The organism is Brevibacillus sp. MER 51 (assembly GCF_023714195.1).
In the GTDB taxonomy this organism is placed as follows: domain Bacteria; phylum Bacillota; class Bacilli; order Brevibacillales; family Brevibacillaceae; genus Brevibacillus.
Genome location: NZ_JAMAUS010000019.1, coordinates 29,828 through 49,103, shown reverse-complemented (window position 1 = coordinate 49,103; position 19,276 = coordinate 29,828). Strand labels below are relative to the sequence as shown.

General features: G+C 50.4%; 20 protein-coding genes and 1 riboswitch. Of the genes, 14 read left to right on the top strand and 6 right to left on the bottom strand.

Annotation, left to right across the window (positions count from 1 at the left end):
- Nucleotide 1 precedes the first annotated feature (1 nt).
- The 3 genes from M3630_RS26825 to M3630_RS26815 are packed head-to-tail and all read right to left on the bottom strand — an operon-like array spanning nt 2 to nt 2,696.
- On the bottom strand, nt 2-808 hold the full coding sequence (locus M3630_RS26825) for an ABC transporter permease (RefSeq protein WP_064201759.1): 807 nt from the start codon (nt 806-808) through the stop codon (nt 2-4).
- A gap of 17 nt (nt 809-825) precedes the next feature.
- Nucleotides 826-1,407, bottom strand: a complete 582-nt coding sequence (locus tag M3630_RS26820) for a nitrous oxide reductase accessory protein NosL (protein WP_251254114.1) — start codon at nt 1,405-1,407, stop codon at nt 826-828.
- Nucleotides 1,404-2,696: a right-handed parallel beta-helix repeat-containing protein gene (locus tag M3630_RS26815; RefSeq protein ID WP_483298480.1), complete on the bottom strand. Its 1,293-nt coding sequence runs from the start codon at nt 2,694-2,696 to the stop codon at nt 1,404-1,406. The genes M3630_RS26820 and M3630_RS26815 overlap by 4 nt, the downstream gene beginning before the upstream one ends.
- A 360-nt stretch (nt 2,697-3,056) precedes the next feature.
- Here M3630_RS26815 and M3630_RS26810 point away from each other — a divergent pair, with 360 nt between their 5' ends.
- Both M3630_RS26810 and M3630_RS26805 read left to right on the top strand, forming a co-directional pair.
- Nucleotides 3,057-3,368, top strand: coding sequence for a hypothetical protein (locus M3630_RS26810; protein WP_251254112.1), 312 nt, complete (start codon nt 3,057-3,059; stop codon nt 3,366-3,368).
- A gap of 73 nt (nt 3,369-3,441) precedes the next feature.
- Nucleotides 3,442-5,016, top strand: coding sequence for an FMN-binding glutamate synthase family protein (locus M3630_RS26805; RefSeq protein ID WP_173608986.1), 1,575 nt, complete (start codon nt 3,442-3,444; stop codon nt 5,014-5,016).
- Nucleotides 5,017-5,305: 289 nt separating this feature from the next.
- Here the strand turns inward: M3630_RS26805 and M3630_RS26800 are convergent, their stop codons facing one another.
- Together M3630_RS26800 and M3630_RS26795 are read right to left on the bottom strand one after the other, a co-directional pair.
- Nucleotides 5,306-5,836, bottom strand: coding sequence for a peroxiredoxin (locus tag M3630_RS26800; RefSeq protein ID WP_173608985.1), 531 nt, complete (start codon nt 5,834-5,836; stop codon nt 5,306-5,308).
- A gap of 75 nt (nt 5,837-5,911) precedes the next feature.
- Nucleotides 5,912-6,796 (bottom strand): hypothetical protein, encoded by an 885-nt coding sequence (locus M3630_RS26795; protein ID WP_251254111.1) that lies wholly within the window; start codon nt 6,794-6,796, stop codon nt 5,912-5,914.
- Nucleotides 6,797-7,076: 280 nt separating this feature from the next.
- Between M3630_RS26795 and M3630_RS26790 the strand changes: the two genes are divergently transcribed.
- On the top strand, nt 7,077-9,164 hold the full coding sequence (locus M3630_RS26790) for a hypothetical protein (protein ID WP_251254110.1): 2,088 nt from the start codon (nt 7,077-7,079) through the stop codon (nt 9,162-9,164).
- Nucleotides 9,165-9,235: 71 nt separating this feature from the next.
- On the opposite strand, the gene M3630_RS26785 is transcribed toward M3630_RS26790, so the two are convergent.
- On the bottom strand, nt 9,236-9,928 hold the full coding sequence (locus M3630_RS26785; RefSeq protein ID WP_251254109.1) for a M15 family metallopeptidase: 693 nt from the start codon (nt 9,926-9,928) through the stop codon (nt 9,236-9,238).
- 181 nt (nt 9,929-10,109) lie between these two features.
- Nucleotides 10,110-10,325: riboswitch (cobalamin riboswitch) on the top strand.
- Between the two features lie 35 nt (nt 10,326-10,360).
- Between M3630_RS26785 and M3630_RS26780 the strand changes: the two genes are divergently transcribed.
- From M3630_RS26780 to M3630_RS26730, 11 genes are read left to right on the top strand one after another with little or no spacing between them, the layout of a single operon-like run.
- Nucleotides 10,361-10,537 (top strand): hypothetical protein, encoded by a 177-nt coding sequence (locus tag M3630_RS26780; protein WP_234126961.1) that lies wholly within the window; start codon nt 10,361-10,363, stop codon nt 10,535-10,537.
- Nucleotides 10,538-10,564: 27 nt separating this feature from the next.
- On the top strand, nt 10,565-11,113 hold the full coding sequence (cobO, locus tag M3630_RS26775; RefSeq protein WP_017247397.1) for a cob(I)yrinic acid a,c-diamide adenosyltransferase: 549 nt from the start codon (nt 10,565-10,567) through the stop codon (nt 11,111-11,113).
- Nucleotides 11,110-12,225, top strand: coding sequence for a threonine-phosphate decarboxylase CobD (cobD, locus tag M3630_RS26770; RefSeq protein WP_251254108.1), 1,116 nt, complete (start codon nt 11,110-11,112; stop codon nt 12,223-12,225). The genes cobO and cobD overlap by 4 nt, the downstream gene beginning before the upstream one ends.
- Entirely contained in the window at nt 12,222-12,761 is a 540-nt protein-coding gene (cobU, locus tag M3630_RS26765) for a bifunctional adenosylcobinamide kinase/adenosylcobinamide-phosphate guanylyltransferase (protein ID WP_251254107.1), read from the top strand. Before cobD ends, cobU begins: the two co-directional genes overlap by 4 nt.
- On the top strand, nt 12,758-13,498 hold the full coding sequence (gene cobS, locus M3630_RS26760; protein ID WP_173608974.1) for an adenosylcobinamide-GDP ribazoletransferase: 741 nt from the start codon (nt 12,758-12,760) through the stop codon (nt 13,496-13,498). Before cobU ends, cobS begins: the two co-directional genes overlap by 4 nt.
- Nucleotides 13,495-14,127: a histidine phosphatase family protein gene (locus M3630_RS26755; RefSeq protein WP_251254106.1), complete on the top strand. Its 633-nt coding sequence runs from the start codon at nt 13,495-13,497 to the stop codon at nt 14,125-14,127. Before cobS ends, M3630_RS26755 begins: the two co-directional genes overlap by 4 nt.
- Nucleotides 14,124-15,074, top strand: coding sequence for an adenosylcobinamide-phosphate synthase CbiB (gene cbiB / locus M3630_RS26750; RefSeq protein WP_221867502.1), 951 nt, complete (start codon nt 14,124-14,126; stop codon nt 15,072-15,074). The genes M3630_RS26755 and cbiB overlap by 4 nt, the downstream gene beginning before the upstream one ends.
- Nucleotides 15,075-15,101: 27 nt before the next feature.
- Nucleotides 15,102-16,859 (top strand): precorrin-3B C(17)-methyltransferase, encoded by a 1,758-nt coding sequence (gene cobJ / locus M3630_RS26745; RefSeq protein ID WP_251254105.1) that lies wholly within the window; start codon nt 15,102-15,104, stop codon nt 16,857-16,859.
- A gap of 35 nt (nt 16,860-16,894) precedes the next feature.
- Nucleotides 16,895-17,836: a sirohydrochlorin chelatase gene (locus tag M3630_RS26740; protein WP_251254104.1), complete on the top strand. Its 942-nt coding sequence runs from the start codon at nt 16,895-16,897 to the stop codon at nt 17,834-17,836.
- Nucleotides 17,837-17,848: 12 nt separating this feature from the next.
- Nucleotides 17,849-18,622, top strand: a complete 774-nt coding sequence (cobK, locus tag M3630_RS26735) for a precorrin-6A reductase (protein WP_251254103.1) — start codon at nt 17,849-17,851, stop codon at nt 18,620-18,622.
- A gap of 2 nt (nt 18,623-18,624) precedes the next feature.
- Complete coding sequence (locus tag M3630_RS26730) at nt 18,625-19,275, top strand: precorrin-8X methylmutase (RefSeq protein ID WP_106655678.1); 651 nt, start codon at nt 18,625-18,627, stop codon at nt 19,273-19,275.
- The last annotated feature ends 1 nt before the right edge of the window (nt 19,276 follow it).

Here is a 19,276-nt window from a genome sequence, read left to right as displayed (position 1 = left end):
ATTACCTTCTTTCCCATACCCGGATGGCTATGAACAAGGTCGCGCTGATCCAGAGCAGACTGAGTGCGACAAAGATGAGATCACCAAGCGGAGAATCAGCCCAGTATACCCATTTGTAGTATTCAGGTCCAAAGATCGAGCCACCGCCTAATCTGGCAACGGAAAAAATTCGTACAAACTCTGCTGGGTTGAGAAACGTTGCGAGCTGAAGCAGGGGCTTGATCCATGTATAAGGGACGAAGCTGAGCACAGAGATGAGAAGAGTAGGCCATGCCAGAATATAGAAGAACCAGATGCTGACCCCCATTGTCAAAGCCTGCCAACGGTTTTTACTGATGGCGCCAATCAGCATGGCTATACCTAAAAATAGCAGAATGAGACAAATGGAAAAGGCGAGCAAAAACAAAAGTGTCGAGAATGCAAAGCTTTTTCCTAGCAGCATCCCTGCCACACCAGATAACCCATACCCGAAGCTGACAATCGCGACTAACACGAGTGCTTGTCCCAAGTATTTCCCCACCAGGAACGAAAAGGTCGTCATGGAGTAGGTAGAGAGGAGCTGCCAGCTTCCCTCTTCTTTTTCCGCCGTCAAAGAAAAAGAGGAGAGAAGCATCGTCATCAGTGGCAGCAAATACAAAATCAGATTCAGCATGGTACCAGTCGTGTACGTATAACCCTTCATGTAGGACTGCGATTGGATGATCAAGAGTCCCAAACTAAACAGGGAGAACAGAGCCATAAACGAGTAGGACCATGGATTGCGAAAGCCTACCTTCACTTCTCGTTTGGCAATCAGATTGATGTGCAAAGACTCCACTCCCTCTGTTAGTTATGTGTGGTTGGGGCAGTACTGTTGCTTCCGTGATCGGCTGGCTTGCTTTCGTGACCGCCATTATGTTGACCTTCGGAAGACTGACCATCTTTGTTCATGTGCTTGCTCATGCCATTTTCCCAGCTATGATTTTTCAACTGTTCCGCACTCATGACAATGCCTTTCTTTTGTTCCTGAACGAAGCTGTCTGCAGCAGACTTCTCTTTGAAAGAATAGATGCCATAGGTCATTGGCGTTTTGAAGTCTTTGTCGTAAGCGTAGGTAGCTTGCTCTGCTTTTGTCCATTCTGCTGTGTAGTAATCGCGGACAAATTGTACAGCCACGTTATCGGTTCCATTCTCTTTCGTCCAGTTGTACATGCAGCCGAGATCATCGAATTTCAGTGCTTTTCCATCTTTTAAGACGATTTCAGTAGCATTGTGATCGTTAGGGACATGCATTTTGCAAAGGTCGCATTTGTCTACGCCTTCCGCGATATCTACAGGTTTTGGCTCTTCGCTTCCGCAGCCGACCATAAGTAGGCTAATGCCGATAATTGCTCCGATTGTTGTACCCCATTTTTTCATTTTGTTCATGATTTTCTCACTCCTATATAAATGATCCAACAGCTTCCTACTAACAAGATAAGTCCAAAAATGCCTGCGCCCCAACTGCTCGTTTGCCCCGATTCAATGAGCACAGTGTCCGAGGGTTGCATTAAAGGAGTTGCATCCTTGATTGCTGAGCCGGCTCCGCTAGTAAACAAGCCTTCCAGAAACACAAATCCCGGGGCTTGGAAAAACAACTGATAGGCAGGAACCGCATCGGTCAAACCCAGGTAAAAAGGATTCATTTCGTACGGCAAATCACTGCGGGAATCCCCGTTCACATCGAGTCCTTGCAGATTGTCCCAGTAGTTTTTGTTTAAGTTGTTGTTCTGACTATCCTGGGCTTGCGCTTGGATGACGTTTGAGACAAATTGATTATCGGTTAATACGTTGTCAGAAGAGGACAAAAACTGCATGCCGATAAAGTTGAGACTGAGTAAATTGTTTTTGACCGTAATTCCGGATGATTGCTCTAAATACAGTCCAACCCGGTTGCCCTCAATCGTGTTGTTGGCAATCAGCGTATCCTGTACGGTAATGAGTAGAATTCCTTGTGAACCAGGATTTTTTTGCTGTTTCAAAAATTGATTCCCGGTAACCGTCAATTTGCGCGACTCCATAAGCTGGGAGCCTGTCACATTTTCCATTCCAATGTTGTTGATGACCGTCGTATCAGAGGTGCCCATGAAGTGATAGCCGTACCGCGAGCTCGTCACCAGATTTTGTTCCAGATGGTTTCGATCGCTATTTTCGACGTAAAAGCCATCTTCGACATTCGTCACCTGGTTTTTAATGAAACGGTTATGATCCGATTCACGCACGTCAATTCCGTTTCCTCGTTTCGCTTTTTCCGTTTGCTTTGGCTTTACTTCGGGCTGTGCCCCGTGATTATGTCCCGTACTGGTCGTTGGGCTGCCATCACCTTTGATTTTTCCAATGACTTGAACGTTGTGCAGCGTGTTGTAGTCTGCTTGTCGTAATTGAATACCGATCCCTTTCGTTTCAACGATGACATTTTCCAGGAAGTTTTGATCGCCACGGATGACAAGAGCGGCTACGTCACTGTTGATTCGCTTGTCCACGATATGGATTCCTTGCACACTCACATTGTCGCTTTCAATCGTGAGCGTTGCCTCTTCCTCGGTCGGATTGATGATCTTCACGGGATCATTGGCTACCAATTGAATCGGCTTGGTAATGCGGATAGGACCTTTGTACAAACCATACGGGATGGTTACGGTATCGTTAGGGCGTGCTTGATCAATCATCGCCTGCAAGGAGTCAGAATCCGCAGGCGTCGCCTTGGCTGTGATAGGCAGCTGTAGAGCAACGATACAAATGACGGAGACGAAAAGTAGCGGGAGAGATAATTTTCGATCTTTCCATCGTAATGACAGGGTGCATCCTCCCCTATTCCACTAGAGAGCTCTCTTGTTTATTGCCGGATCATCGGCTGCTAGCTACATTTAGGATAACAGCCTCTTTTCATTTTCGTATGACTCAACCGGGCTATAAAACGTGTCAAAAAACGCAACGATTATGAAAAAATGGAAGGGTCGAGAGGTTTACACCTATGGTGGCAATGTGCAATTAAAGCGGTCATACTAAATGGTAGAGACGAAAAGGAGAGACGATAAATGGATACAAACATAGAAAAAGCACTGCGCACGACGCTGGAATATTGGGATCGGATGAAAAAGAGCCACGAGGACGACGCGGAGGACGATGCGAATCAGTTTGAGGCTTCGTTTTACCGCATGATGGATCACATCCGCGAGTGGTACAATCAACTGGAAGCGAAGCCTGATACACTAGAGGATGCACTGCTTCTTCCAGACATGGCAGAGGTTGCAGAGCAGCTGCCTGTAGAGATCATGCTGAATTTTGAAACGGAGCTGGAATTGATCGTAGATGGGCAAATTCGGGAGGATGATGAGAAATACGATTAAAAACAGAGAACTTGTTGCATCCTATCCTTGACATGATTTACTAGAATATTGTGTTTGGGGAGGGTAAGCACAAGTGGTACCTACTCTGTTATGCGTCATTATCATCATCCTTCTTTTGCCACCCATTGTATTTTTCGGTTATATGTACGCCCTGTCTAAACAGCCGAAGCACTCCATTATTCGGTCCCATCCTTTTTTGGGGTGGATGCGTTATTTGCTGGAAAAGCTCGGGCCTGAGTTTCGTCAGTATTGGTTTGAATCGGATACAGAAGGGAAGCCGTTCTCCCGTTCTGACTTTGTTGGTATGGTTTATGCGGCCAAATACAGGACCGACCTGATCTCGTTTGGTGGAAAACGAGATTACGAGGAGCCCGGCTTCTATTTGTCCAATGCGATGTTCCCGAGGCTGACGAGTGAGCTGCGGGTAGATAACGAGAAAGTCGTTCCTGGCAAAAGGTATGAAATTACCCATGAGGGACTGTTTACAAGAAGAGAAAAGTTTATCGAAGAACAAGAGGTTAAGCCGTGGATGCTGCATGACGAGGATGTCATTGTCGTGGGCGAAAACAGAAGGCAGCCCTGGCGGCTAAAAGGGATGTTCGGTGCTTCAGCTACCTCCTTTGGAGCAGTGGGAGAAAACTATATCATGTCCACTGGGTATGGGGCGCGTATGGCAGGCGGCTCTTGGATCAATACAGGAGAGGGTGGCGTTGCAGAAGTTCACCTTTCTACAGGTGTAGATATTATTTCGCAAATCGGACCGGGGATGTTTGGCTTCCGTGATGACAAGGGCAAGTTTTCAATCGAAGAATTCAAGAAAAAGGCAAGCATCCCGAACATCAAAGCGTTTGAACTGAAATTTCATCAAGGGGCCAAAATACGTGGAGGGCACCTCGAGGGCGCCAAGGTCACGGAAAAAGTCGCAGCAGCAAGGCTGGTACCTGTGGGACAAACAGTCAATTCACCGAACCGCTTCGAGTTCCTCAGCAATCCGGATGAAGCCTTGCGTTTCATCGGTAGTTTGCAGGAGGCGGGAGGCAAGCCGGTGGGAGTAAAAATCGTCGTCGGCGATCCAAAGCGGTTGGAGCATTTTTTTGAGAAAATGCTGGAGCTGTCCATTTACCCGGATTTCATTACGGTTGATGGCTCTGAGGGCGGTTCAGGCGCAATGTTCAAGGCAATGGCAGATGGCATGGGCTTGCCGCTTTTCGCTGCGCTCATCATTCTCGATGATACGATGCGGAAATTCGGTGTCCGGGACCGTATCAGGATTTTTGCTTCCGGCAAGCTTGTTACTCCTGACAAAGTAGCGATCGCCATGGCATTGGGAGCGGATTGCGTCAACTCTGCGCGCGGGTTCATGATTGCAACTGGCTGTATCATGGCGATGCAATGCCATACAGGGAAATGTCCGACAGGAGTCACTACTACAGATTCCAAGTACCAGGAAGCGTTGGTTCCGGCGGAAAAGCAGTGGCGTGTCATGAACTATATTTTGCAGTTGAGGGAAGGCTTGTTCTCGCTTGCGGCGGCATGTGGCTTGGAGAGTCCGACTGAGCTTCGGAGAGAGCATGTCGTGTTTACCAACGAAAGCGGGGAGACCATACGTGTGGTTGACTTGTTTCCGTACCCTGCTGCGTCCAGATAAGTATTTACAAAGAAGATAAATAATGGTATGGTGATTAAATCAGGCTATAGTACACCTTCCTTCTAACATAACTTGAGATTAGGGGTACTGCTTTCCTGATTTTTTTAACGTATAGGAATTTATAAGCGGTACGCTTATGAATTCCGGAGCGCATGAAAACTTTCCGCTAAAACGCGATCGCTCCTCCATGAATAGGCCTCGATAGAGGTTTTCTTATGTCTATGAAAAAATGAAAAAGGCCGTATGATCCTGTACAAGCGATCATGCGGCCTTTGTTTCTGTCTATCGATTAGGATATCGTATTTTGCCCAGGCTTCCAGTCCATTGGGCACAATCCGCCTGATTGCAGAGCTTCGATTACACGGAGCGTTTCATCTACGCTTCTGCCAACCTTGGAATTGGAAATGACTGCGTATTGCAGGATGCCTTCTGGATCGATGATGAAGCTGCCGCGCAGCGGCGCTTTGGTTGCTTCGTCCAGCACACCGTATGCCAGGGTCGCTTCTTTGCTGTAATCCGAAGCGAGGGGGAACGAGAGTGGACCGATGCCGTCGCTCGATCTCATCCATGCTTTGTGCGTATGTATGCTGTCGCCGCTAATGCCAAGCACTTCGACATTCAAATCCGCGAACTCCTTGATCCGACGGTTCAGGCTGAGGATCTCTGTCGGGCATACTTTCGAAAAGTCAAACGGATAAAAGAACAAAAGAAGCCATTTTCCGCGATAGTCAACCAAGCTCTTTGGCAGGGGAAATCCGTTGTCAAACGTCACGGTGTCCATCGTAAAATCAGGTGCAGGAAGTCCAATACGTGCTGTCATAAATCGATCTCCTCGTTTCTGTTACCGTATGTCAGGTACTGGTAACAAAGTATCACGAATGATAAGGAGAATCAATTAGTTCGGAATATCAAAAGTGTTGTGGAGTTTTTTTGCATCGTTCTTTTGGAGAAGGAAGAAAACGATGGGATAGAAGGCGACCAAGAAACAGCAGGCGGCGAGAATCGGAAATACGGACATTTCCAAAACGGCTCGACCGAGATAGGTTTGCCAGCCAATTGCAGCTAAACCGAACAAGTAGGCGATACCGGCGAGATGGATGAATCCAGTACGAGTATTGGACACATGTTTTTTACGTTCCGCTAACCAAGCGACAAAAGGTACTGCTTGCAGAGCATGAAAGCCAATGCCATGAAGCCAAATGATATTCCCTTCGTGTCCAACCACTCGACCATCGTTGAATGAAATCCAGAGACCTGCCGCAAACGATAGCATAATCGCAATCATGGCATAGCGGATGCCAACGGCCAGCTCTGGGTGTAGGGAATATGCTTTTCTACGGAAAAACTGAATGGCAATGAATACATAAAAAAGGACCAGGAGAAGAGCCACAAAAGTAAAAATGGAACCGACAGCAATGTCGAAGGGTGTGCCATTTTTGACGAACCTCGGGTCCACGCCGCGGAAGTTTTGTACCGTTTCCGCTCCGTAAGAGTATAAAGCAAGCAGGATATAAGACCAGCGAAAGAAAGCTCTACTTCGCGTGCCCAGGGCAGATAACGGAATGATGGCGGCTGTCGTTAATAAAAATATTCCGAGTGCGGCATTAAAGGAAAACGCTTTCGAGACATCGCCATTAGGAGCGACGGGTCCTCCGTACAGCATGACCCAGATTGCGCATAGCGCAGCGAGCAAGAAGCCGAGCAAGCCGGTATACACTAACCATTTCTCCCCTTGAAAGAAAGGGGGTGCAGTATGACTTTTCATAACAGATGGATTCATGAATGGAATTCTCCCTCCTGTAAAGTTTTGGTACTCTGCTACTCACTTTACAGGGAGGAAGAATACAGAATAACGGGCAGCGGAATGAAATCGAATTAGGTCCGGGGACGGATTTATGTCTCGTTCTGAAAGAGAGCTTTACCATCTGACAAAATTGAAGTAAGATGGTTAAAAATTACAAAAGGGAATAAAAAATCAGGCTATTGTACACCTTCCTTCTAAGCAAAAGGTTTGGTTCACCATTAGGGGTACTGCTTTCCTGATTTTTTTCGTGATGCCAATGAAAAATCAAATTTACCTCCGTAGGAAAAATAAAATCATCGTACATCTGGAGCAGCATGAACTGCCTACCTCTTATTTAGCTGCGGCTTTGCGTAATATAGAGAGCTTGGGCTATACCTTTTCACTGGAATTGCTAGAAAGAATCCGCACGCTGTCGGAAGGAGAGTTTTTCGCGCTCTATTCGGATGTGGTAGCTGTGCTAAAAGTCAAGATCGGGGCATCCCGTCAGTACAAGCCGATGTATCCGAATTTTCCCAAGCAAGTCATGGAGGCTGGCGAGGGTGAGCTGTTTGTAAATGCGATCATTCATTATTTGACGTTGGACCTGCCTGTGCACGAAGTGAAAAAACGTTTGCCCTTGCTGAGAGAATCTCGCCTGAAGCTGATTCATTTGGGCACAGATGAAGAGTTGCTTCAGATAGGAATGAATTTGCTGCGCTCCAATAGCTCGCTGTCCGCTACCGACAAGGAAGACCTGGAGGGCTTGATACAGAGCTATGAAGGAATTGCAGAAGCACTGCCAGCAGAGATTCCGCAAAAGGAAAACGTGGCAATCGCTGCGAGCTTGTTGCTGAAGTACGACAAGCTTCCTGCTACTTTTTTTGCCCACTATTGCAAGACCGCAACAGATGTATTGCGTCTGGCGGTGGCGCTGTCTGATGGGGATGTAAGCTTGGCGGAGCCTGCGAAATTTCGCAAGTTTAAACGCGGGGAACGAAGACTGCTCCTTAGCCTGCTGGAAGCCAGCTCGAATATCGTAGAAGATATGAATCGTTACAAAAACAGATGGATTCGTCTCGGGGAAATCTTGCATCCTTTTGAATATAAGGATCGCTATCCGAAAGCGGCCGAAGCATTCGATATTTTGCGAAACAATCACAAGGTTGAGACGTTCAACAGCCAAGTAGAGCAGGCGCTGGTCCGTGCAGATGTGAATACGGCGATCAAGCTGCTTGAACAGCGTCCTGGGGAATTTGCCCGTCGTCTGGATCATTTGCTGCGTGTGACGGAGGAGGGGAGTCCAGTCCTTTCTGCCTTCGAGAAAATTGCGGATGGTGTATCGACTCCAGTTCTTTTGCAGGTCATGAATCACTTCGACAAACGGAACAGCTACGGTGAATGGCGGACCTTTTTTCCGAAAGGGCAAGTGGCGAAAGTAAAGGCAATCGAAAACCGGGTGCCAGGCTTGCAAGAGGACATCAGACAGAAGGCAGCGGATATTTGCCGGACATCGTTGTTGAACCGTTTTGCCCAATTGCCGTCGCTGGGCAAAGTCTATATCGATCTGCGGCTGCAGGAGCATCTCGTTCCGTTTTCGATGCGATCTGCCAGCAAAGCACTGCGCACGATTGCACGCGGCTCCCGACTATCGATCCCGGATGGAGGAACGATTCGCTTTTTCCTGTGGTGGAGAGAAGGGATCGTCAACGATGTCCCTACAGGCAGAGTCGATATCGATTTGTCTGCCGTGCTCTATAACGCAGACTGGAAGTACATGGAGCATATTTCCTATACCAATCTGCGTTCCGACAAGTATCAAGCGTGCCATAGCGGGGATATTGTAGAGGCTCCCAAAGGCGCGTGCGAGTTCATCGACATCGACATGGATTCTGTCATCCGCTATGGCGGTCGATATGTCGTTATGAACCTGTATTCGTTTACGAGTCAACCTTATTGCGATTTGCCTGAATGCTTTGCCGGCTGGATGATTCGTTCAGCGCCACAGACAGGAGAAATTTTCGAGCCGCAGACGGTACAGGACAAGATTGATCTCGCCGCAAACACGCAGATTTGTATCCCGGTCATTCTGGATCTCGTGGAGAGAAAAGTGATTTGGACAGATATCGCCCTGAATTCCGATCCGCGTTTTGCCAACAATGTGGAGTCCAATGCCGGAGGGGTAGAGCTGATGGGAAGAGCGCTCACCTCGTTGGTGAAGCCTACCCTGCATGAGTTGTTCATGCTTCATGCACAGGCGAGAGGGACGCTGACTGACCAAGCGGAAGAAGCAGATACGGTATTTTCCTTGGAGGAAGGGATTACGCCGTTTGATACGGAGATCATCATGGCGGATTTTATGCAGTGATTGTTTCATAAAGGAATAAGCAAGACCGTCAGGCAGTATGGGCTGACGGTCTTTTTCATGGTAGTTATTTCTCACATCGACAAAACCCCGCCATAGATCGGCTCTTGCTGCGTTTTTTGTCCCCAGGTCCGCGTTCCGTACTCGAAATGCCACCATTCTTTCGGATAGTTGACGAATCCGGCAGCGGTCATCAAATGATACAGCAGTCGTCGATTGTCTCGAATTTCGATGTCCGTTTGGGTAGGCTGTAGGAGTTCTTCATAATGGCGAGTATCAGCCCTTTCACTGAAATCATCGAAGTCTGTTCCCATCTCCAGCCAGCCATCAGGTCCTGCGATAGTCAGATCGACTGCGCCACCGGATAGGTGAGGGGACGGCTTGGAGACGTCTGTTGTTGGATATGCGACGAATTTGCTCAATTCTTCCGTGAGTGCAGGTCCTTCCTGCCAGCCTTGTAAAAGCAAAGCTTCACGAAAACGTTCATACAACGATGCCTGTACCTCGAACGAGCGCCAGCCGTCCAGCACGACGAGTTTGTAGCCTATGGGCAGTTGGGCGGCTGCCGTGGCGAGCCTGCGTGCTGCCCCTTCTCGCAAAAAAGCTTCTGGCTGTGTTCCGGCATAGCCTTCGTGGTAGTAGGCTGGATAGACCGTGATTTTCTCCGTAAAGGAAGAGAGGGGGATCATCGGTTCGCCGCATTCCTTGATCGGCAGTGGGCTGGGCAGAATCATGTCGGGTATTTTTGGAATCGGAGGAAATAGCATGACTGCACACCACTTTCGATTGTTTTGCCAATAGGGTAACGAAAATTTTCAGGTAAGTAAACGGTGATTATCTTATTTTTCTGCCAATAGACACCTGCGACGAATCGCAGCTTTTGCTTGAATCCTCGGTAGCTTTTGCTATTATTAAAGCAAGTGCTTGTCAACGAAACGAATGACATTTACATATGGAAGAGAAACAGGTCCTTGTTTTTGCGAAACCGATTCGCAGGAGCAAGGTTAAAAGGGAAGTTTGGTGAAAAGCCAACGCGGTCCCGCCACTGTAAGAGAGTAGCTATTCTTCAAGGCACCATGCCATCCACTGCCCATCCGGGAGCGGGAAGGAGAAGAAAAGCGATGATCCTCAAGCCAGGAGACCTGCCTGTTTTATGTTTACACTGATTTCCTTCGGGTCAAAGGAAGAGGTGAGGATTGTTGCTTTTCAGCTATCCGCGCTTTGTTTTTCCTTACGTACTGGGGGAAACAGAGCGCTTTTTTTCTGTGAAAAACGTCTCGACGTTTTTCATAAAAGTGGATGCGACCGCTTGCGGTCAACAAAACGGTCATGACCGTTTTGTTGCTTCGGAAAGTATGGATGGAACAGCGGAGTAAAATACGTCACTTTTTGAGGTGGTCACGATGGAGAAAAACGATAAGAAGCGGGGCTTGACCCTCGTTTACACAGGAGACGGCAAAGGAAAAACAACGGCAGCAGTCGGATTGGCTGTGCGGGCAACAGGGCGCGGGAAAAAGGTGCTGATGGTTCAATTCATCAAGTCTCCAGAGCGTACATACGGAGAAAAGATTATTTTCGATAAATTGGGCATTGAAATCGTGCAAATGGGCGTCGGCTTCACCTGGACGAAGACACCGGAGGAGCATCGTCAGGCATTGAAAGAAGCTTGGGCGTTTGCGAGCGAGAAGCTCTCTTCCGGAGCGTACGATGTCGTTATTCTGGATGAGCTGAATAATGCATTGGCGATTGACCGCTTCCCGATTGACGATGTGTTGCCATTGTCCGATGTGTTGGAAGCGATTCAAAACAGGCCAAGTCATATCCACCTCGTGATTACGGGACGGGCAGCAAAGCAGGAGATTTTGGACATCGCAGATTTGGTGACGGAGATGAAGCCAATCAAGCATTACTACGATGAAGGGATTCCAGCTGTGCTGGGGGTAGAATTTTGACAAGCGCAGGTGTAATAGAGACGTATGGTCATGGCGGAGACTTGCTGACCGCAGCGCAGCGCTTTGGTCGAGAGCCCGGGCAGTTTCTGGATTACAGTGCCAATATTAATCCGCTGGGGATGCCAGCGAGCGTCCGTGAGATGCTGCTGGCTTCGTTGGCTGCTGTTGCGCATTACCCAGACCCTGGACATCGTGTGTTTCGTCGGGCACTGGCGAGACGGCTGCAAGTGCCGGAGGAATGGTTGCTGCCTGCCAATGGTGCAGCGGAGGCGATGGCACTGGCCATCCTCGGCCTTTCGCCGCAAACAGTTGGAGTAGTATATCCTTGCTTTTCGGAATACGCGCAACTTTCCGAGCAGTATGGAGCCCGTGTCATTGGCTGCTTCGGGAAGGAAGCGAACGGGTACAAGCCCGATCCTGCCGAGCTGTACACGCTTTTTACGCAGTGTGATCTCGTATTTGTCGGGTCACCAAACAATCCGACAGGAATTCTGTATCAGCCGGATGAGCTACGCCAAATGGCGGAATGGACGAAAGAGACCAATACGTGGCTCATCGTGGATGAGGCTTTCCTCGATTTTGTAGAGGAAGAGCGGCAATATACATTGGCGACGCAACTGGAGCACTTTCCTCGTGTGATTTTGATGCGTTCGATGACGAAAATGTACGCGATCCCGGGATTGCGCCTGGGCTATGCGATTGCGCACCCGGATGTCATTGCGAAAATGCGCCAAAAGCAAGTGAGCTGGAGCGTGAATGCACTGGCCCTTTTGGCAGGCGAACTGTGCTTGCAGGAGCAGGGATACGAGGGACAGACGCGCAGGCTCATAAAAGTAGAACGTGCGTATTTAACTGATAGCATCCGAAGTGAGTTGGGCTGGCAAGTATGGCCTTCGGAGGCAAACTTTTTGCTACTGCGCTCGCCAGAAGGATTGTCAGCCGAACAATTGCAGGCACGGCTCGGCAAAAAAGGCGTTCTGATCCGCAACTGTGCGATGTATCCCGGTTTGACGGCACATGATGTGAGAATCGCAGTGCGTGGACGAGAGGAAAATGAACGACTTATGGAAGCGCTTCGCGAAGCTCATGCGGAAGGAAGTGAACAGCGATGAGCTTGGTGCTGGTAACAGGCGGTGTCCGTTCAGGAAAAAGCCGCTACGCGGAAGAGCTTGCAATGAAGTTGAGCAGTCGAGTTCTGTACGTGGCGACAGGCAAGGCTTGGGATGATGAAATGAAGCAGAGAATCGAGCTGCATCAAGCACGTCGTCCGCTGGAATGGGGTTGTGTAGAGGTAGGAGAGCGCTTAACCGATTACCACGCATTTCGTGAGCAGTATGATGTGGTGTTGATCGATTGTCTGTCCACCTGGGTGAGTAATCGATTAATGAGCGTGGATGAGGCGGAATGGAGAAGTGCTTTTCACACGCAAGCCCTGTTGCAAGAGGCGGAGGCATGGCTGTCCCTCGTTCAGAATTCCCCGCAAAAAGTCATTGCTGTCACAAGCGAGGTCGGATTGGGCGGTGTAGCCTTGAGTCGTTTGGGCAGATGGTTCGCGGATGTTCTGGGGGATGTCAATCAGAGAAGTGCGCGACAAGCGGACGCCGTCTACGCGGTTTTGTCAGGGATACCGTGGAGGATCAAAGGATGAATGCATTTTTACACGCGATCTCGTTTTTTACGCGTATTCCGGTTCCGTGGCTTCGTCCTTCTGAGGAGGCGTGGAGAAGAAGCGTCAACTGGTATCCCGCAGTTGGTCTCGTCATCGGTTTACTGCTATGGGGTGTGCATCAGGCGGGATTGGTGTTGTTTAGTCCGTGGATCGCCGCTATTCTGACGCTAGTCGCATGGGTCTACGTGACTGGTGGTCTTCATATGGATGGGTGGATGGACCTCGCGGACGGTCTTGGCAGTAGTAGACCGCGAGAGCAAGTGCTTGCGATTATGAAGGACAGCCGCGTAGGTGCAATGGGGGTTCTTGCTGCGATTATGCTTTTGCTGATGAAGGCGGGTGCAGTCGCAGAGCTCGCACATCCGGGATGGGGCAGCTTTTTGATCGTAGCACCAGTGGCAGCGCGGACACATGTGCTTTTGTCGATCAAGCTCTGGCCGTATCTTTCGGCGGACAAAGGAATCGGAAAAGGCATCAGTGCTGGGCTTTCCGTTTCCGCTATCATCGTGAGCTACATCGTCGTGTTTGCCGCAGGTTGGTATCTTGGGGGCTTGCAGGTCATGACAGCTATTTTCCTGTCGCTGTTGTTCGCTCTACTGTTTTCACGCTCGGTTGCAAAAAAACTGGGCGGACTAAACGGAGACTGCTACGGGGCTGTTATCGAAAGCAGTGAAGCGGTCGTTCTGCTGGTGTTAGTCGGGAGCTGGTGGTTATGAAACTGGTTTGGGTACGTCACGGGGAGACAGACAGCAATCGTGAGCATCGATATTTGGGACATAGCGACGTTCCATTGAATGAGCGCGGGCATCTGCACGTGAGTGATTTGGCCAAGGAATTACCAGAGCTCATCGGACGACCTGCTGCGATTTACTCGAGTGACCTGCTCAGATGCATGCAGACTGCCGAATCGCTCGCAGCTATGGTGGGGCTATCGGTTATTTCGGAGCCAGCCTTGAGAGAGCTGTCGTTTGGCGAGTGGGAACTGATGACGTACGATGAGCTGATGCAGTCGGACCCTGTGCGAGCCACGAGGTGGTACGACGATCCTTTTCGAAATCGACCTCCACGTGGGGAGAGTCTGGAAGAGCTGGGGATGCGCGTGGATCGTTGGCTACGTTCTTTGTTGGAGAGAGTGGGCAAGGAGGAGGCATCCAATACAGTCGTCATCGTCACACATGGCGGCGTAATCCGCTGGTTCCAGGCCGCGTGGCTCGAAAACAATCCCGACCGATATTGGCAGGTCGAGGGCATTAAGCATGGAGCGGCTCTGGTAGCGGAATGCTTGGATGCGGAAGGGCAGAATTGGATGCGACAACCCCTGAAGAGTAAGAGAGGGACAACATGACAGAAGTATGGATATTATGCGCGGCCTACTTGATTGATCGGGTGGTAGGAGACCCCCGGAGCCTGCCGCATCCAGTGATCATCATGGGCTGGTGGATTACACGATTGGAGCGGGTCATACGTTCTCTGGTCAAAGAGGAGTCGCATTTGAAGCTGGCAGGAGTTCTGTTCCCGGTCGTGATCGTTGGCGGCAGCTACGCTGTTGTTTGGCTGCTTTTGTGGGGAGCGACGTTCATCCATCCGGTGCTTGCCTGGATCTTGGGTGCCTGGTTGATTTCCACGACGATCGCGACAAAAGGCTTGGCCGATGCCGGGATGGAGATTGCCCGTCATCTTGTGGCTGGGGATATGGAAGCGGCGAGACGCTCCTTGTCCATGGTAGTCGGACGTGATACAGAGCGGCTAGATGAACCGGAAGTATGTCGGGGAGCGGTGGAAACCGTGGCGGAAAACATCGTCGATGCGATCGTCTCTCCGCTAATTTACGCAGCGATTGGGGGAGCGCCGTTGGCAATGGCGTACCGTGCCGCCAATACCCTCGACTCCATGGTTGGCTATAAAAACGAGAAGTATCTGAATCTCGGCTGGGCATCTGCCCGCTTTGACGATGTACTGAACTACATACCCGCCCGTTTGACAGCTTTGTTGCTCGTCGTCGCAAGCTGGCTGCAACGATTGGATGGGAAACAGTGCTGGGCAATGATCAGAAGAGATGCGCATTTGCATCCGAGTCCAAACAGCGGTTTGCCGGAAGCTGGAGTCGCTGGCGCACTAGGCGTACAGCTCGGGGGATTGAATTATTACCAAGGCGTTGCGTCGAATCGGGCAAAAATGGGAGATGCGAAGCGACCATTGCAGGCAAGTGACATTGTCGCGACGATTCGTTTGATGTATCTCGTTTCGCTCTTATGTCTGCTCGTTAGCGTGATGATATCGATTTTATTATAAACAGGAAGCGAAAAGGGGAGGGGCCTTATGAGCGGCAAATTGTTTGTGATCGGGTTTGGTCCAGGAAGTTTTGAGCATATCACCAAGCGGGCGCGGGAAGCCCTGCAGGAGTCCGATGTCATTATCGGCTATTCCACCTACGTAGACTTGATCCGCGGACTTTTGACGAATCAGCAAATCGTCAGCACAGGGATGACGGAAGAAGTGGCGCGTGCACGAGAAGCCGTGCGTCAGGCGGAAGAGGAAGGCAAAAAGGTAGCGGTCATTTCCAGTGGAGACTCAGGTGTTTACGGGATGGCAGGTCTCGTATACGAGGTGTTGGTGGAAAAAGGCTGGACAGAAGCTACCGGCGTACCCATCGAAATCGTACCGGGCATCTCGGCGATCAATTCCTGTGGAGCGATCCTCGGTGCGCCTATCATGCACGATGCATGCACGATCAGTCTGAGCGATCACTTGACGCCGTGGGAACTGATTGCCAAACGAATTGACGCAGCAGGGATGGCTGACTTTGTGATCGCGTTGTACAACCCGCGCAGCGGACGACGCACACGCCAGATCGTCGAAGCGCAACGCATTCTTTTGCAGTACCGCTCACCAGATACGCCGGTCGGTATCGTGAAAAGTGCTTATCGCGAACGCGAAACGGTTGTCGTGACGACGCTGGCGCAAATGCTGGAGCATGATATCGGCATGTTGACCACCGTGATTATCGGAAATACATCGACGTTTGTATACGACGGCAAAATGATTACGCCGCGAGGCTACCAGCGCAAATATACGCTGTCTGCCGATGAGCAGCCACTGAAGCCGCATCAGCGTCTGCGTGTAGAAAATGAGCCTTGGTCGCTCGAGGCCACCGAGGAGAGCCTAGCGTCAGCTCCGGCAGCACCAGCAACATCGAAGGAAGAAAGACCAGTAGCTGTGACCGAGGACAGCGTAACGGCTACAGAACCAGCAAATCGTGCAGCAACAAGCACGGCAGTACTGGAAGCGCCTCCTGTAACAGAAGAAGCCGTACCAAAAGCTCCATTCGCATGGGCCATGGAGGCGTTGACGACTATCAATGCGGCGAAAGGTATTGAAACCAAGCCAGCTGCAGGCCAAGTCCACCGTCCGGTATCTACCTTTACGCCAGAGATGATTTTCGAGTGCGCGGTAAGTCCGGGCGTTGCCAACAAAAAAATCACGCCGCTGCAAATGATGGCGATTGCCGAAGTGGCTGGCGAAAAAGGCGAGATCGAATACACCCCACACCACCAAATGATTTTGCGCGTGCCGACTGCCAACCCTGAAAGCATTACTAGCCGCTTGCGAGAGCTTGGGTTGATTCTCAGTCCGATCGGAGATGTTTTGCAGGTAAAAGCGTGTGATTTCTGCGACGGCGAGAAAAAAGACAGCATCCCTTATGCCGACGAGCTGCATCAAAAGCTGGGTGGAAAAGAAATGCCGAAGGAACTGAAGATCGGCTTCAACGGCTGCGGGATGGCGTGCTATGGCGCGGTTCAAGAGGATATCGGGATCGTATTCCGTAAAGGAAAGTTCGATTTATTCCTGGGAGCCAAAACGGTTGGACGGAATGCACACTCCGGTATTCCGGTAGCAGAAGGCATCGAAAAAGAGGAGATTGTTCCACTCGTGGAGCGAATCGTGAACCGATTCAAAAAAGAAGCATTTCCGAATGAGCGGTTCCACAAGTTTTTCCAACGTGTAGGTGAGCTAGAGGGCTTCGCATGGTACGAGCCAGCAAAAGCTGAAATCGAGAATGCTGCATGCGGAGATTAATGCAAGAACACATGTAAAAACGAGGGGGACATAAAATGGACGCAGTATTATTTGTAGGTCATGGAAGCAAAGACCCGGAAGGCAATGAAGAGATTCGCCAGTTTGTGGCGACGCTAACACCGGATTTGGATGTACCGATAATCGAGACGTGCTTTCTGGAGTTTGCCCGTCCTGACATGCTGCAAGGCTTGAATACCTGCGTGGCGCGGGGTGCAACCCGCGTGGCGGTGATTCCAATCATCCTGTTCTCTGCCGGACATGCAAAAATTCATATTCCTGCTGCCATCGACGAGGCGAAGGAACTGCACCCACACGTTCAATTCATCTATGGACGCCCGATCGGCATCCACGACGAAGTCATCAATATTTTGACCGCTCGCATGGAAGAGGCAGGCTTTGCCTCCGGAGAAGACCACGATGACTTGGCTGTACTTGTAATCGGACGCGGTAGCAGCGATGCAGATGCCAATAGTGATATTTACAAAATGTCCCGACTGTTCTGGGAGCGCTATAAAGCCAAGTGGGTAGAGACGGCCTTCATGGGCGTGACATATCCGTTGTACGATGAGGGCGTGGAGCGTTGCTTGAAGCTGGGGGCGAAGCGCATCGTTCTCTTGCCGTACTTCCTGTTCACGGGTGTGTTGATCAAACGGATGAGCGACCAGCTGGAGAAGTTCCGCGAGCAATATCCAGAAGCCCAGTTCGAAATGGCCGAGTATTTTGGCTTCCATCCGTTGTTGAAGGAAGTGCTCAAGGATCGTGTGGAGGAAGCTTTGCACGGTGAAGTGAAGCTGAACTGTGATACCTGTCAGTACAGGCTCGCAGCGATGGAGCACATCGACCATCACCATCACCACCACGATGACGAGCATGGACATCATCATCACCATGGTCACCACCATCATCATCACGATCACGATCACGACCATGACCACGACCACAAGCATGATCACAAGCATGATCACGTTACCAAGTAGGAGGGAGACAGCATGATTCTGGTACTGGCTGGAACGAGCGACGCGCGCGAGTTGGCTCTGCAAATCAAGGACAAGGGCTACGAGCTGTTGACGACGGTCGTCACGGACAATGCTGCGAAAAGTATGGAGGAGGCAGGCGTTCCTGTTCAGGTCGGACGACTGACTGCAGACGATATTCAGCAGCTGATCCAAGACAGAGCCGTCCAATGCGTGGTCGATGCGAGTCATCCCTTCGCAGAGGAAGCCTCCAAAAACGCCATGGCAGGAGCACAGGGCGCGGGAGTCCCCTACATTCGTTACGAGCGGGAAAGCCTCTCCTCACCAGGCAGTGAGAAGCTGATTGTGGTAGAAGACTACGTCCAGGCGGCTGAGCTGGCGGCAGAAAAGCGGGGCGTCATCATGCTGACGACGGGCAGCAAGACGCTGAAAACGTTCACGGATCGGCTTCTGGGCTTGCCGGACACGACCTTGGTAGCACGCATGCTGCCGCGTCTTGACAATATGCAGAAATGCGAAGAGCTGGGTGTCGAGCAAAAAAACATCGTTGCGATGCAAGGTCCTTTTTCCAAGGAGCTGAACAAAGCGCTCTACGATCATTATGGTGTCACGCTGATGATCACCAAAGAGAGCGGCAAGGTAGGCGCTTTTGATGAAAAGGTGGAAGCGGCACTGGAAATGGGCATCGAAACCATCGTCATCGGTCGTCCAAAGATCGATTATGGAACGAAGTTTTCGGATTACGCCAGCGTGCTGGACGAACTCAAACAAGTGACTGGAGGAAACTAACCATGGATTTCAAAACGGAATTTAAACCGATGACCGTACAACCGCAAGAGATTGAGGACTTGAGCTTTCAAATCATTACAGATGAGTTGGGCGAGCATTCTTTTACAGAAGAACAATATCCGGTAGTACAACGTGTCATCCACGCATCCGCAGACTTTGACCTCGGACGCAGCCTTGTTTTCCACCCGGACGCAGTAAAGTCGGGAATCGAAGCGATCCGCAGCGGCAAAATCGTCGTAGCAGATGTACAGATGGTGCAAGTCGGCATCAGCAAAAACCGCATTGAAAAATTCGGCGGACAAGTGAAGGTGTACATCTCCGACCGCGATGTAATGGAAGAGGCGAAGCGTCTGAACACGACCCGTGCGATCATTTCCATGCGCAAAGCGATCAAGGAAGCGGATGGCGGAATCTTTTGCATCGGAAACGCACCGACTGCACTCCTGGAGCTGATCCGCATGGTGAAGGAAGGAGAAGCAAAGCCAGGTCTGGTCATCGGGATGCCAGTTGGCTTCGTATCTGCGGCAGAATCCAAGGAAGAGCTGGCGAAGCTCGATATCCCGTTCATTACGAACATGGGACGCAAAGGCGGAAGTCCAGTAACGGTAGCAGCATTGAATGCCATTTCGATCATGGCGGAACGGTTGGGCTAAG